Consider the following 13,203-nt stretch of genomic DNA (forward strand, 5'->3'; position numbering starts at 1 on the left):
GGGCGGCCGCCGCGCCCCCGGCCGCGCGGGGCGGCGCAGGTTGGGCGCGTCGAAGTTGGCCAACCCGGGCCGGCGCCCGCCCCACCCGGCGGCTACGGGCCGCCCCCTTATCCCGGTGGGTATCCGGATGGCTATTACCCCGTACCGGACTACCAGGGAGCGATGCAATCCGGGACGAACGCGCTGGCCATCGCGTCGCTCATCTCGTCGTTCACCGGCTTCCTGTGCTGTTTCATCGGTTCGATCGTGGCCATCGTGCTGGGCGTGATCGCGCTGAACCAGATCAAGCAGACCCGCCAGGCCGGCTACGGCCTGGCGATCGCCGGCATCGTGATCGGCATCGGCACGCTGGTGGTCTTCTTGATCATCGCGATGTTCAGCATGCATTCGCGTTAGCGGGCACGCCGCGGCATGGCCGCCTGCCAACCGGCCGGCGGCTGCTTAGGCTCTCTTGCATGGCATCGGTCAACAGGGTGTACATCGCGCGGCTGGCGCGGATGTTGGTGTTGGGACCGCTCGGCGAAAACTTCGGGCGCATCCGGGACGTCGTGATCAGCATCAGCATCGTGCGCCAGCAACCGCGCGTCCTGGGACTGGTTGTCGATCTGGCCACCCGCCGCAGCATTTTCATCCCGATGCTGCGGGTCGCGGCGATCGAGCCCGACGCGGTGACGCTCAACACGGGGAACGTCTCGCTGCGCCACTTCGAGCAGCGCCCGGGCGAAGTGCTGGCTATCGGCCAGGTCCTCGACACCCAGGTGAAGGTCAACGATCCCGAACTGCCGGAACTGGCCGGGGTTGACGTCGTGGTCACCGACCTGGGCATCGAGCAGGCCCGGACCCGCGACTGGCTGGTGACCCGGGTCGCCGTCCGCACCCAGCGGCGGCTGCGGCGCCGAGGCCCCGTGCACGTGGTCGACTGGCAGAGCGTGCAGGGGCTGACCCCGTCGGCGCTGGCAATGCCGGGCCAGGCGGTGGCGCAGCTACTCAACCAGTTCGAGGGACGCCGCGCCGTCGACGTCGCCGACACCATCCGCGGCCTGCCGCCCAAGCGGCGCTACGAGGTGTTCAAAGCGCTCGGCGACGAACGGGTGGCCGACATTCTGCAGGAGCTGCCGGAGTCCGAGCAGGCCGACGTGTTGTCGCAGATGGGCACCGAACGCGCGGCCGACGTGCTCGAGGAGATGGATCCCGACGACGCCGCCGACCTGCTCGGCGTGCTGAATCCGACCGATGCCGAGATGCTGTTGACCCGGATGGACCCGGACGAATCCGCCCCGGTGCGAAGGCTGTTGAAACACTCCCCCGACACCGCCGGCGGGTTGATGACCTCCGATCCGGTGGTGCTGACCCCCGACACCACCGTCGCCGAGGCGCTGGCCCGGGTCCGCGACCCCGACCTCACCGCCGCCCTGTCGTCGATGGTGTTCGTGGCGCGCCCGCCGACGGCCACCCCCACCGGGCGCTACCTGGGCTGCGTGCCGCTGCAGCGGCTGCTCCGCGAGCCGCCGAGCGAGCTGGTCGGCGGGATCGTCGATAGTGACCTGCTCACCCTGACGCCGGAGACTCCCCTGGCCGCGGTGACCCGCTACCTCGCTGCGTACAACCTGGTCTGTGGACCGGTGCTGGACGGCCAGAACCACCTGGTGGGGGCGGTCACCGTCGACGACCTGCTCGATCACCTGCTGCCGCACGACTGGCGCGCGGATGTCCAGCAGCTCGACACCGGCGGCCGGCTCGAAAGACTGGGAGGCTCCGCGTGAGCAGATCAACCGCACCGCGACGGCTGAACACCCCGCGGACGTCGCGCAGGTACTCCCCGCGCGTCGATCCCGATGCCGTCGGGCAGATCACCGAGTCGATCGCACGGTTCTTCGGCACGGGCCGCTACCTGCTGATTCAGACGGTCGTGGTGCTGGTCTGGATAGCGGTGAACATCTTCGCGCTCGAACTGCGCTGGGACCCTTACCCCTTCATCCTGCTCAACCTGGCCTTTTCGACGCAGGCCGCCTACGCGGCGCCGCTGATCCTGCTGGCCCAGAATCGCCAGGAGAACCGGGACCGGGTAGCGCTCGAAGAGGACCGCCGTCGCGCCGCGCAGACCAAGGCCGACACCGAGTATCTGGCCCGTGAGCTGGCCGCCTTGCGGCTGGCCGTCGGCGAGGTGGTGACGCGTGAATACCTGCGGCACGAGCTGGAAGACCTGCGCACTATGCTGACGGCGCTACAACCGGAAAGCACGGATGGGGCGGCGGTACCGACGGGTGACGACTTGGAGCGGTCCGCAAAGAAATCCCGGTAATTATCAATTCGCCATTGCGCCACTCCCGTCACGCGGGTTATGTATTGTGATCTGGTTCACGAAGCTAAGCCGGTAGTTTCCCGACCTTAGGACGGCCGAGTGCGCATTGGGGGACGGTGGGGTGCACGCCCGGCCGCTGCGGCGGTCCGGCAGCGAACACTTCGCTTGACGCGGACGCCGGCTTTCGGCGTGGCGGCGATTACCCCGTTGGTGCTCGCGGGGGCCGTCGGGGGCGCGGCGCCCCCTTTTCACGGACACCTCCCGCCGGTTCACCGCCCCTCGGCGGTTAGCGCGGCCGTCGCCCCGGTCGCCGCGGTGTCTCCGGCGCTCCCCGATGTTTCCGGCCCGGTCGTCATCTCCATCGAGCGTTCGCCGACCGCGTTCCACGTCGCCGAGGCCGCGCCGTCCGCGCCGCCGCCGCCGATGATCGTGAATGCCCGTGGGGCGCTGGGCATTCCGTCCATCGCCCTGGCCGCCTACCGCAGCGCCGAACAGAAGATGTCCATCGCCGCGCCGGGCTGCGGGGTCAGCTGGAACTTGCTGGCCGGGATCGGGCGCATCGAGTCGGGCCACGCGGGCGGCGGCGCCGTCGAGGTGCGCGGCACCGCCGTCGTCCCCATCTACGGCCCCGCGCTGGACGGCTCGCTGCCGGGCAACGAGGTGATCCTGCAGAGCAGCGTCGGCAATCGCCCCAACTACGCGCGCGCCATGGGGCCGATGCAGTTCTTGCCCGGCACGTGGGCGCGCTACGCGGTCGACGGTAAGGGCGACGGGACGGCCGATCCGCAGAACCTGTTCGATTCCGCGCTCGCGGCGGCCCGCTACCTGTGCAGCGGTGGGCTGAACCTGCGCGACTCGACGCAAGTGATGTCCGCGATCCTGCGCTACAACAACTCGATGGCCTACGCGCAGAACGTGCTGGGCTGGGCCGCGGCGTACGCCACCGGCGTGGTCCCGGTCGACCTGCCGCCGATGACCGGGCCGCCCCCGCCGCTCGGCAACGCGCACGACGAGAATCCGGAGGGACTCGGGCCGAACCTGCCGATGAACGTCATCGGCCTGCCGTCCGACGATCCGTTCGCGCGGACCCCGATCATCGACCTGAGCGGGGCGCCGCCCACTCTGACTCAGCAGCCGATGTTCCCGTGGATGCAACCCACGCCGCAGCAGGCCCCGACGCGGCTGCCCGGCTGCACGGTGATCTGCATCGGTCCGCAAAGCCCGGCGCCGGGCATGCAACCGGATGGGCCGCCACCGCCGTTCGGGTCGCCGCCGTTCGGGTCACCGCCGTTCGGGTCACCGCCGTTCGGGTCACCCCCTCCGGCTGCCATCCCACCGGCCGCCATCCCGCCGGCCGCGATGCCGCCGGCCCCGGCCGCCGGTGCGGGTGCCCCGGGACCCGCCGCCGGAGCGCCGCCATCGCCCAAGCTCGCCGGCCCCGCCGCGGGCGGCTGACCGGCCGGCAATCGCGCACGCCTACACTCGGCGTGATGCCCCGTCCTGACTCTCCTGGTTCGAAAGCCGACCTCAGCGCCGCCATCCGCGCCGCCCTGGGGAAGGTCATCGACCCCGAATTGCGCCGCCCCATCACCGAACTCGGGATGGTCAAGAGCGTCGATGTCCAACCGGACGGCGGCGTGCACGTGGCTATCTACCTGACCACCGCCGCCTGCCCGAAGAAGTCCGAGATCAGCGAGCGCGTCACCAAGGCGGTCAGCGACGTACCGGGCACCGGGGCGGTGAAGGTCAGCCTGGACGTGATGAGCGACGAGCAGCGCACCGAGCTGCGCAAGCAGCTGCGCGGGGACGCGCGCGAACCCGTCATCCCGTTCGCCCAGCCCAACTCGCTGACCCGCGTCTATGCCGTCGCCTCAGGCAAAGGCGGGGTGGGCAAGTCCACCGTCACGGTCAATTTGGCCGCGGCGATGGCCGCCCGCGGTATGTCGGTCGGCGTGCTCGACGCCGACATCCACGGCCACTCCATCCCGCGGATGATGGGCAGCACCGACCGGCCCACCCAGGTCGAGTCGATGATCTTGCCACCCATCGCCCACGAGGTGAAGGTCATCTCGATCGCCCAGTTCACCGAGGGCAACACCCCGGTCGTGTGGCGCGGGCCGATGCTGCACCGGGCGTTGCAGCAGTTTTTGGCCGACGTCTACTGGGGTGACCTGGACATCCTGCTGCTCGACCTGCCACCGGGAACCGGCGACGTCGCCATCTCGGTGGCCCAGCTGATCCCCAACGCGGAGATCGTTGTGGTCACGACGCCGCAGCTGGCCGCGGCCGAGGTCGCCGAGCGCGCCGGCAGCATCGCGCTGCAGACCCGCCAGCGCATCGTCGGCGTGGTGGAGAACATGTCCGGGCTGACGCTGCCCGACGGCACCACGATGCAGGTGTTCGGCGAGGGCGGCGGCCAGCAGGTCGCCGAGCGCCTGTCGCGCGCCGTCGGCGCCGACGTGCCGCTGCTGGGTCAGATCCCGCTGGACCCGGCGCTGGTGGCCGCCGGCGATTCGGGCGTTCCGATCGTGCTCAGCGCCCCCGACTCCCCGGTGGGCAAGGGACTGCGCGGCGTGGCCGACAGCCTGTCGTCGCGGCGGCGCGGGCTGGCGGGCGTGTCACTGGGGCTGGACCCCACCCGCCGCTGACGGGTCAGGTCGCGTCGGCGTCGAACGGCGCCGGCCCGGTGTGGTTCTCGGGCTTCGCCGGCTGCGGCGGCGCGACGGGTTGCGCCGGGGCCCCGTTGACCGGCCGGTCGAAGTTTCCGGTCAAGAACGAGTCGTCGCCGTCCAGCAGGTGCTTGGTCAGCGCGGCGCGCGGCGTCATACCTCGCAGCTTCTGCAGCTCTGAGAGCGGGGCCCGCAGGTCGTCGAACTCGGGCCCGATGTCCTCGCGCAGCTGGTTGGTCACGCCGCTGAGGTAGTCGCGCGCCTGCCGCAGCGCGGTCGACGTCCAGCGGATGGCGCCCGGCAGCCGCTCCGGGCCCAGGATCACCAGGCCGACCACCACGAGGACGAAGATGTGCTCCCAGCTCAGGTTGCCGAACACTAGCCGCCGTCCGGGTCGGGTTTCACGGTCAGCGTGACGTGGCGACCGTCGCGGACCACCTCGATCGGGGAGTCCTGGCCGATGGTCAGCAGTCGCACCGCGACGACGAACTCGTCGGCGTCGGCGACGTTGCGGTTGCCGACCTTGACGATCACGTCGTTCTCCAGCATCCCGCCCTTTTGCGCGGGGCTGCCCGCCTTGACGTTGGCGACCTGGGCGCCGGACGCGATCGCGTTGCTCACCGACCGGGTGCTGACACCGAGCGTCGGGTGCACGATCTTGCCGTCCTTGATCAGCGTCTGGGCGACCTGCTTGGCCTCGTTGATCGGGATCGCGAAGCCCAGCCCGCTCGCGCTGTCAGACAGCGACTTGCCCGCGGTGTCGATGCCGATCACCTGGGAGTCCATGTCGATCAGCGGGCCGCCGGAGTTGCCGTGATTGATCGACGCGTCGGTCTGGAGGGCATCGATGACGGTGTCGGTGTCGGATCCCTCCCCGGACAACGGGACGGGGCGGTGCAGCGCGCTGATGATGCCGTGGGTCACCGTGCTGCGTAGCCCCAGCGGCGAGCCCGCGGCGAGCACCTCGTCGCCGACGCGCACCTTGTCGGAATCACCGAGCCGGGCCACGGTCAGGTTGTCGACGTTGTCCACCTTGAGCACGGCCAGGTCGGTCTTGGGGTCGCGGCCCACCAGGTTGGCGGGCACCTCCTTGCCGTCGTTGAAGACGACGGTCGTCTTGAACTGGCTGGGATTGTTCGCCGCCTCGGAGATGACGTGGTTGTTGGTGACGATGTAGCCGCGGCCGTCGATGACGACGCCGGAGCCCTGCATGCCCTCCTGGTCGCTCTTGGACTCGATGGTCACCACGGCGCCGGCGGTGGCGGCCGCCACCTTCGCGAACCGGCCCGCCGGCTGTTCGGTGTTGCCGCCCGTCGACAGCGTCACCTTGGAGGTGGTGAACGCCTCGACCACCTCGGCCGTCTTGTTACCGATCACGCCGCCGAGCGCCCCGATCAGCAGCGCGACCAGCAGCAGCACACCCAGCGCCAGGTAGGACACCTTGCGCCCGAACAGCACGTCGCGCACCCCGAGCTTGCCGCCGTAGCCCAGCGCGGTCCGCGGGGCCGGCGGGGCTACCGCCGGCGTCCCCAGGGCGGCCGCGGCCGCGGGATCCCGCCAGGGATCGTCGGCCTCGTCGGTCTGGGCGCCGTCCCGCTCGGCGGCCAGCGCACCCGAATCAATGGGGTGCCGCTGCAGCGTATCCACGGTCCCGACGGGCCGGCTGAACGCTTCCTGAAGGACCGGGTCGGCCGGTTGGTCGTAGGGCGCGAACTCGGACTGGTCGCGGTACTTCGGCGGGCGAACGCGCTCGGCCACAAAGGATCCCTGCAGCCCGTCGGGGCGGCTGAACAGCTGACGCGATGCGGGGTCGACCGGTGGCCGGGAGATGGGACGCGGCGCTAGGCGCTGTCCGCCCCTGGCGTCCGCGTTGCCGCTGTCGTTGCCGCTGTCATTGCCGTCGGAGGTCACGTTATCCCTCTTGGATTCTCTTCTTGAGCGCTCGAGACAGGCCGTTTACCGGGCGCGTTACGCCGCCCCGCCGTTGTCCGTGTCCACCCTAGTATCCACGGGACGGCGCTGATGAGCATGAATGTGCGGCTGCGCGCGGCGACAAGGCTGTCAATTACCGGCGCTTGCGCTGATCGCGGGGATCGCGCGCGGCGAAACGGTCGGCCGCGCGGTGCTCCGAAGGGCTCCCGGCGTCGTCGTCGGCCGGGTAGTGCGGGATCTCGGAGAGCAATCCGAGCAGCGTGCTGGGGATGCGGATCGGGCGGGAGTCACGCAGAGCGGCGCGGGCCCGGCTCTGGTCTTCGACCTCGGCCGCGCATTCGGGGCACAGCGAGAGGTGGTGCGCGGCGCGCAAGTGTGCGTTCATCCGCAGCTCACCGTCGACGAACGCTGCGATCGCCTCGGTGGACAGGTGCTCGGTGGAACCGAAGCGGCGCGGCGCGCCGACCGGTGCATCGCTCTGGGAGGCGAACTGGGCGGGCAGCCAGGAGAACGCGCGGCGAAACACCTCTCCTCGGTCGGCCATCACCAGCTCCTTTCGCGCGACCTAACAGCCGCCTACCCACGAATGTAGCGCGAGGCGGTGCCCGATACCGCGCCTCAGCGCGTGAAACCGCTGGATTTCGGTCCGGCTATGTCGTGCTGTTACGCCGATTGCGCGCGCAGGGCGCCGGTTTCGGGGTGCGCGGCCAGGTAGTCACGCAGCGCCTGACGTCCACGGTGGATGCGGCTGCGCACGGTGCCCAGCTTCACACCCAGCGTGGCGCCGATCTCCTCGTACGACAGGCCCTCGATGTCACACAGCACCACCGCGGCGCGAAACTCCGGCGGCAGCGAGTCCAGCGCGGCCTGCAGGTCGGGCCCGAGCCGTGCGTCGTGGTAGATCTGCTCGGGGTTGGGCTCGTCGGCGGGCACCCGGTCGTAGTCCTCGGGCAGCGCCTCCATTCGGATGCGGGCGCGCCGGCGCACCATGTCGAGGAACAGGTTGGTGGTGATGCGGTGCAGCCAGCCTTCGAAGGTCCCGGGCTGGTAGTTCTGCACCGATCGGAAGACCCGGATGAAGGTCTCCTGGGTGAGGTCCTCGGCGTCGTGCTGGTTCCCGGAGAGGCGGTAAGCCAGGCGGTACACCCGGTCGGCGTGCTGGCGTACCAGCTCGTCCCATGACGGCATCGTCGCCTTGTCCCCGGTCGCGTCGAACACCGCGGTGCCCTGTAACGCGTCCGTGTTTTCCACCACCCATTCGTCGTCCCGGCGGTCCTGGGCGTGCGACATCGTGGTCGGGCTCAAAAGGGATGTGTTGATCGGATCCTCCGGATTTACCCTGCCGCCCAAACTCGGCAGTTCGTCGACGACGTCAACGCGCAGCTGCAACCCGGTATTCCCATTCCGGCGCGGTCTATTCCCGTCCCGGCGCACCCCGCGTTCCATACGGATACCGTCGCGCACCGGCGTATGCGGGGCATAGGAGCAATCTGAGGTTTGGCTGAGAAATGAGATCGTAACCTGTGTTGAACAGGGCGGATCGGGTGCCGGGTGAGCTTCGTCGCCCCGCGGGCGCCGGGCGTGTCGTCCGAGCCCCCAATCTCCGCGCGCCTGCCTGACGGCGCCGCGAATTGGAATACGCTGCGGGGCATGGACGCCACCGACTCAGCAACCCCCGGCCAGGCGGCCCCCAGTCGAGCCGATTCACTCTGCGCGCACGCCGAGGGGTCGATATCAGAAGATGCGCTGTTGGCCGCCGCCCGCGAGCGCGCCGTGGAAATCGGCGCCGCAGCGGTGACGCCTGCGGTCGGGGCGCTGTTGAGCCTCCTCGCCAAGCTCAGCGGCGGCAAGGCCGTCGCCGAGGTGGGCACCGGCGCAGGAGTGAGCGGCCTCTGGCTGTTGTCGGGCATGAGCGACGACGGCGTGTTGACGACCATTGACATCGAGCCGGAGTACCTGAGGATCGCCAAGCAGGCGTTCGCCGAAGCGGGCATCGGGCCGTCGCGCACCAGGCTGATCGGCGGCCGCGCCCAAGACGTGCTGACCCGGCTCGCCGACGAGTCCTATGACCTGGTGTTCATCGACGCGGATCCGATCGACCAGCCGGACTACGTCGTCGAGGGGGTGCGGCTGCTGCGACCGGGTGGCGTCATCGTGGTGCACCGGGCGGCGCTGGGTGGCCGGGCCGGTGATCCGTCGGCGCACGACGCCGAGGTGACCGCGGTGCGGGAGGCGGCCCGGCTGATCGCCGAGGATGAGCGGCTGACCCCCGCGCTGGTGCCGCTCGGCGACGGATTGCTGGCCGCGGTGCGGGACTAGTTCCCCCCGCTCCGTCGCCGGCGCCACACGGCGCCCGCGACGGCGCACACCACCAGCGCGGCCGGCAGCGACTGCAGCCCGAAGATCACGAACGGGTTGACGTCGTGATAGTCGGTCGGGCCCACGCACAGGAAGTCCGCGGTGGTCCCCGACTGCCCCGGCGTGTAGCTGTAGCCCGAGGCTCCGTACGCCAGGTGGTATGGGCCGTTGCACACGATTTCGCTCATCCACAGCGTGCTCGACGGGATCGCCGTGATCAGCAGCGCCGACGTTGCGGCGCAGATGCCGATCACGGCGCCGATCACCCCGGCGATCGTGCCCGCCCGAACCGCACCGGAACGCTTGCGCCGCGGCGGCTCTCCAGCAAACCCCGGTTCGCCCACCATGCCGAGGTCTCGGGTAGGCAGGGTCTGGCGCATCAGCGCGTCTGTGTCGATCGGAGTGTCGAGGCGGCCCGGCACAGCCGACGCCCCGTTCCCCGCGAGCAACGGCAGACCCGCGCGCCTGAGGACGTCGTTGTACTGCTGCTGGGACAACCCCGACTCCGCCGCGACCCGTATTGACTCGTCTCGGAGCCGCCCTACCTGGGCGGCGGACGGCCCACCGTCGTGCAAGGCGTCCCGCAACGCCCGTGCGAACCGGCTGGCGTGGTCATCGACGACTCCGAAGTCCATCCGCAGATGATCCCAGACGCCGATCCCGCTGGCGCGCAAGCGAAACCTTTACGGATTCCTGACGGCGCGGCCCCTTGACGCCCGGCTGAACGACTGTTTAGTGTTCTGAACATGCGTTCAGCCGACCTGACCGCCGCCGCCCGGATCCGCGACGCCGCGATCGAGCAGTTCGGCGAGCACGGCTTCGGCGTCGGGTTGCGGGCGATCGCCGAGGCGGCCGGGGTGAGCGCCGCACTGGTCATCCACCACTTCGGCTCCAAGGACGGCCTGCGCAAGGCGTGTGACGACTACATCGCCGAAGAGATCCGCGAGACCAAGACCGAGGCGCTGCAGGCCAACGACCCGGCCGTCTGGTTCGCGCAACTTGCCGAGATCGAGGAATTCGCACCGCTGATCGCTTACCTGGTGCGCAGCATGCAAACCGGCGGCGACCTGGCGAAGATGCTGTGGCGCCAGATGATCCAGAACGCCGAAGAATACCTCGAAGAAGGCGTGCGGGCCGGGACGATCAAACCCAGCCGTGATCCGCACGCCAGGGCCAAATATCTCGGCATCACCGGCGGCGGCGGACTTCTGCTCTATCTGCAAATGCACGACAACCCAACCGATCTGCGTGCGGTGCTGCGCGACTACGCGCGGGACATGGTCCTGCCCGCCCTCGAGATCTACACCGAAGGCCTGATGCCGGACCGCACCATGTACGACGCATTTCTGGCGGCCGAGAAGCAAGGAGAATCCGATGCCAGTTGATGATTTTGCGCCCATCGAAATCCGGGGCTTGACAAAGAACTTCGGGGCGGTGCGCGCGTTGGACGGCCTTGACCTGACGGTGCGGGAGGGGGAAGTGCACGGGTTCCTCGGGCCGAACGGCGCGGGGAAGTCAACGACCATCCGCGTCCTGCTGGGCCTGGTGAAAGCCGACAGCAGACGCGTTCGGCTGCTCGGCGGCGACCCGTGGACCGATGCCGTGGAACTGCACCGCCAAATCGCCTATGTGCCCGGCGATGTCACGCTGTGGCCGTCGCTGACCGGCGGGGAGACCATCGATCTGCTGGCCCGCATGCGCGGGGGGCTCGACGAGAAGCGTCGCGCCGAGCTGATCGAGCGCTTCGACCTCGATCCGCACAAGAAGGCGCGCACGTACTCCAAGGGCAACCGGCAAAAGGTCTCCCTGATTTCTGCGTTCTCGTCGCAGGCCCGGCTGCTCCTTTTGGATGAGCCCAGCAGCGGCCTGGACCCGTTGATGGAGAACGTGTTTCAGCAGTGCGTCCGCGAGGCCCGCGAGCGTGGCACCACCGTCTTGCTGTCCAGCCACATCCTGGCCGAGACCGAAGCGCTGTGTGAACGGGTGACGATCATCCGGGCCGGCAAGGCCATCGAGAGCGGCTCGCTCGAGTCGATGCGGCACCTCAGCCGCACCTCGATCAGGGCCGAAATGATCGGTGATCCAGGCGATCTCACGCGGATCAAGGGTGTCGAGGACGTCAGCATCGACGGTGCCACGCTGCGCGCCCAGGTCGACAGCGAAAGCCTCGGAGAGCTGATCCGGGCGCTGGGCGACGCAGGGGTGCGCAGCCTGGTCAGCCAGCCGCCGACCCTGGAGGAACTCTTCCTGCGCCACTACCACACGGGCCACAGCGATAAGAAGGTGTCGGCGTGATGAGCACCGCGACCCTGGATCGGCCTCGCCACCCGGCGCACCCGGCACCTCGGGCCGGTTCGAATTTCTCCGGGACGCTTGGGATGCTGCGGCTCTTCCTGCGCCGCGACCGGGTCTCATTGCCGCTGTGGGTGCTGCTGCTCTCGGTTCCGCTGGCCACGGTGTACGTCGGCAGCATCGAAAAGGTGTACCCCAGCCAGGCCGCCCGCGCCGCGTTCGCGGCCTCCATCACGGCCAGCCCGGCCCAGCGCGCGCTCTACGGCCAGGTCTACAACGACGGCCTTGGCGCCGTGGGCATTTGGAAAGCAGGCATGTTCCACCTGCTCATCGCGGTGGCCGTCATTCTCACCGTGATCCGGCACACCCGCGCCGACGAGGAGACGGGCCGCACCGAGTTGGTTGACTCCACCGCGGTCGGCCGGTACGCCAGCCTGAGCGCGGCGCTGCTGTTGTCGTTCGGGGCGTCGATCGCCACCGGCGCGATCGGCGCGGCGGGGTTGCTGACCACCGACGTCCCGGCCGGCGGGTCGCTGGCGTTCGGGGCGGCGCTGGCCTGCTCCGGCCTGGTGTTCACCGCGGTGGCCGCGATGACCGCGCAGCTCTCGCCGAGTGCCCGGTTCTCCCGCGGTGCCGCGTTCGCCGTGTTGGGGGCCGCGTTCACGCTGCGCGCCGTCGGTGACGCCGGTGATGGCAAGCTGTCGTGGCTCTCGCCGCTGGGCTGGTCGCTTCAGGTGCGGCCGTACGCCGGCGATCGCTGGTGGGTTTTGCTGCTGCACCTGGTGACCACGGCCGCGCTCACCGTGCTGGCCTATCGGCTGCTCGCTGGCCGCGACGTCGGCGCCGGGCTCATCGCCGAACGTGCCGGCCCCGCGGCCGCCGGATCGCGGTTACGCGGGGTGCACGGGCTGACGTGGCGGCTCGATCGCGGCGCGCTGCTGCTTTGGACCGTCGGGCTGTGTCTGTACGGCCTGCTGATGGGCAGCGTGGTGCACGGCATCGGCGACGAGCTGGGCGGCAGCACCGTCGTCCGCGACATCGTCGCGCGGATGGGCGGCACCAGCGCGCTGGAAGAGGCCTTCATCGCCGTGGCGTTCACCATGATGGGCATGGTGGCCGCCGCGTTCTCCATCTCGCTCACCCTGCGGCTGCACCAGGAGGAATCCGCTCAGCGCGCCGAGACGATACTGGCCGGATCGGTGTCCCGAACCAGCTGGCTCGCAAGCCATTTGGCGGCGGCGCTGGTCGGGTCCGCGGTCGCGATGCTGGCCAGCGGGGTGGCCGGTGGCGTCGTCTACGGCGTCGCGGCCGGCGATGTCGGCGGCAAGCTCGCCATCGTCGTCGGCACCGCGGCCGCCCAGCTGCCCGCGGTGTGGCTGCTCGCCGCCGTGACGGTCGGGCTGTTCGGTCTGGCACCGCGGTTCACCCCCGTGGCGTGGGGGGTGCTGGTCGGGTTCGTGGCCGTGTATCTGATCGGTGAGCTGGGCCGGTTCCCGCAGTGGTTGCTCGATCTGGAACCGTTCGCCCACACTCCGCGGGTGGGCGACTTCACGCCCGTGCCGCTGCTGTGGCTGCTGGCCATCGATGCGGCGCTGATCATCCTGGGCGCCATGGCTTTTCGACGGCGCGATCTGCGTAGTTAGGGGTGTC

14 protein-coding genes are annotated in these 13,203 nt (G+C 69.8%); 9 read left to right on the top strand and 5 right to left on the bottom strand.

Going from position 1 to position 13,203, the window contains the following annotated elements; genetic code table 11:
- From A5764_RS28190 to A5764_RS08620, 5 genes are all read left to right on the top strand, one after another.
- The coding region (locus tag A5764_RS28190) for a DUF4190 domain-containing protein (protein WP_156664575.1) at positions 1-396 on the top strand (396 nt) is incomplete at its 5' end.
- A 59-nt stretch (positions 397-455) separates the two neighbouring features.
- Positions 456-1,763 carry a magnesium transporter MgtE N-terminal domain-containing protein gene (locus tag A5764_RS08605; RefSeq protein ID WP_067111634.1) on the top strand — a complete coding sequence of 436 codons (1,308 nt, stop codon included), beginning with the start codon at positions 456-458 and terminating at the stop codon, positions 1,761-1,763.
- Complete coding sequence (locus A5764_RS08610) at positions 1,760-2,302, top strand: DUF1003 domain-containing protein (RefSeq protein ID WP_067111637.1); 543 nt, start codon at positions 1,760-1,762, stop codon at positions 2,300-2,302. The genes A5764_RS08605 and A5764_RS08610 overlap by 4 nt, the downstream gene beginning before the upstream one ends.
- Positions 2,303-2,401: 99 nt before the next feature.
- Positions 2,402-3,757, top strand: a complete 1,356-nt coding sequence (locus tag A5764_RS08615) for a lytic transglycosylase domain-containing protein (RefSeq protein ID WP_067111640.1) — start codon at positions 2,402-2,404, stop codon at positions 3,755-3,757.
- A 35-nt stretch (positions 3,758-3,792) separates the two neighbouring features.
- A complete protein-coding gene (locus A5764_RS08620) occupies positions 3,793-4,950 on the top strand; it encodes an Mrp/NBP35 family ATP-binding protein (protein WP_067111643.1) in 1,158 nt (385 codons plus the stop codon).
- 4 nt (positions 4,951-4,954) lie between these two features.
- Here A5764_RS08620 and tatB read toward each other — a convergent pair whose 3' ends face one another.
- From tatB to sigE, 4 genes are all read right to left on the bottom strand, one after another.
- A complete protein-coding gene (gene tatB / locus A5764_RS08625; protein ID WP_067111648.1) occupies positions 4,955-5,350 on the bottom strand; it encodes a Sec-independent protein translocase protein TatB in 396 nt (131 codons plus the stop codon).
- Positions 5,350-6,882 carry a S1C family serine protease gene (locus A5764_RS08630; protein WP_067111651.1) on the bottom strand — a complete coding sequence of 511 codons (1,533 nt, stop codon included), beginning with the start codon at positions 6,880-6,882 and terminating at the stop codon, positions 5,350-5,352. The genes tatB and A5764_RS08630 overlap by 1 nt, the downstream gene beginning before the upstream one ends.
- 154 nt (positions 6,883-7,036) lie before the next feature.
- Positions 7,037-7,447, bottom strand: coding sequence for an anti-sigma E factor RseA (rseA, locus tag A5764_RS08635; protein ID WP_067111654.1), 411 nt, complete (start codon positions 7,445-7,447; stop codon positions 7,037-7,039).
- A 119-nt stretch (positions 7,448-7,566) separates the two neighbouring features.
- On the bottom strand, positions 7,567-8,349 hold the full coding sequence (sigE, locus tag A5764_RS08640) for an RNA polymerase sigma factor SigE (protein ID WP_067111656.1): 783 nt from the start codon (positions 8,347-8,349) through the stop codon (positions 7,567-7,569).
- A 204-nt stretch (positions 8,350-8,553) separates the two neighbouring features.
- On the opposite strand from sigE, the gene A5764_RS08645 reads away from it, so the two are divergent.
- Entirely contained in the window at positions 8,554-9,222 is a 669-nt protein-coding gene (locus tag A5764_RS08645) for an O-methyltransferase (RefSeq protein ID WP_067111826.1), read from the top strand.
- Here A5764_RS08645 and A5764_RS08650 read toward each other — a convergent pair.
- Positions 9,219-9,896 (bottom strand): hypothetical protein, encoded by a 678-nt coding sequence (locus A5764_RS08650; protein WP_067111659.1) that lies wholly within the window; start codon positions 9,894-9,896, stop codon positions 9,219-9,221. The two genes, A5764_RS08645 and A5764_RS08650, sit on opposite strands and share 4 nt — an antisense overlap.
- 111 nt (positions 9,897-10,007) lie before the next feature.
- Here A5764_RS08650 and A5764_RS08655 point away from each other — a divergent pair, with 111 nt between their 5' ends.
- From A5764_RS08655 to A5764_RS08665, 3 genes are read left to right on the top strand one after another with little or no spacing between them, the layout of a single operon-like run.
- Entirely contained in the window at positions 10,008-10,646 is a 639-nt protein-coding gene (locus tag A5764_RS08655) for a TetR/AcrR family transcriptional regulator (protein ID WP_067111662.1), read from the top strand.
- Positions 10,636-11,556, top strand: a complete 921-nt coding sequence (locus tag A5764_RS08660; protein WP_067111665.1) for an ABC transporter ATP-binding protein — start codon at positions 10,636-10,638, stop codon at positions 11,554-11,556. Before A5764_RS08655 ends, A5764_RS08660 begins: the two co-directional genes overlap by 11 nt.
- Positions 11,556-13,196 (top strand): ABC transporter permease, encoded by a 1,641-nt coding sequence (locus A5764_RS08665; protein WP_156664576.1) that lies wholly within the window; start codon positions 11,556-11,558, stop codon positions 13,194-13,196. Before A5764_RS08660 ends, A5764_RS08665 begins: the two co-directional genes overlap by 1 nt.
- Positions 13,197-13,203 lie beyond the last annotated feature (7 nt).

It is taken from the genome of Mycobacterium sp. 852002-51057_SCH5723018 (genome assembly GCF_001667035.1).
Taxonomy (GTDB): Bacteria; Actinomycetota; Actinomycetes; order Mycobacteriales; family Mycobacteriaceae; genus Mycobacterium.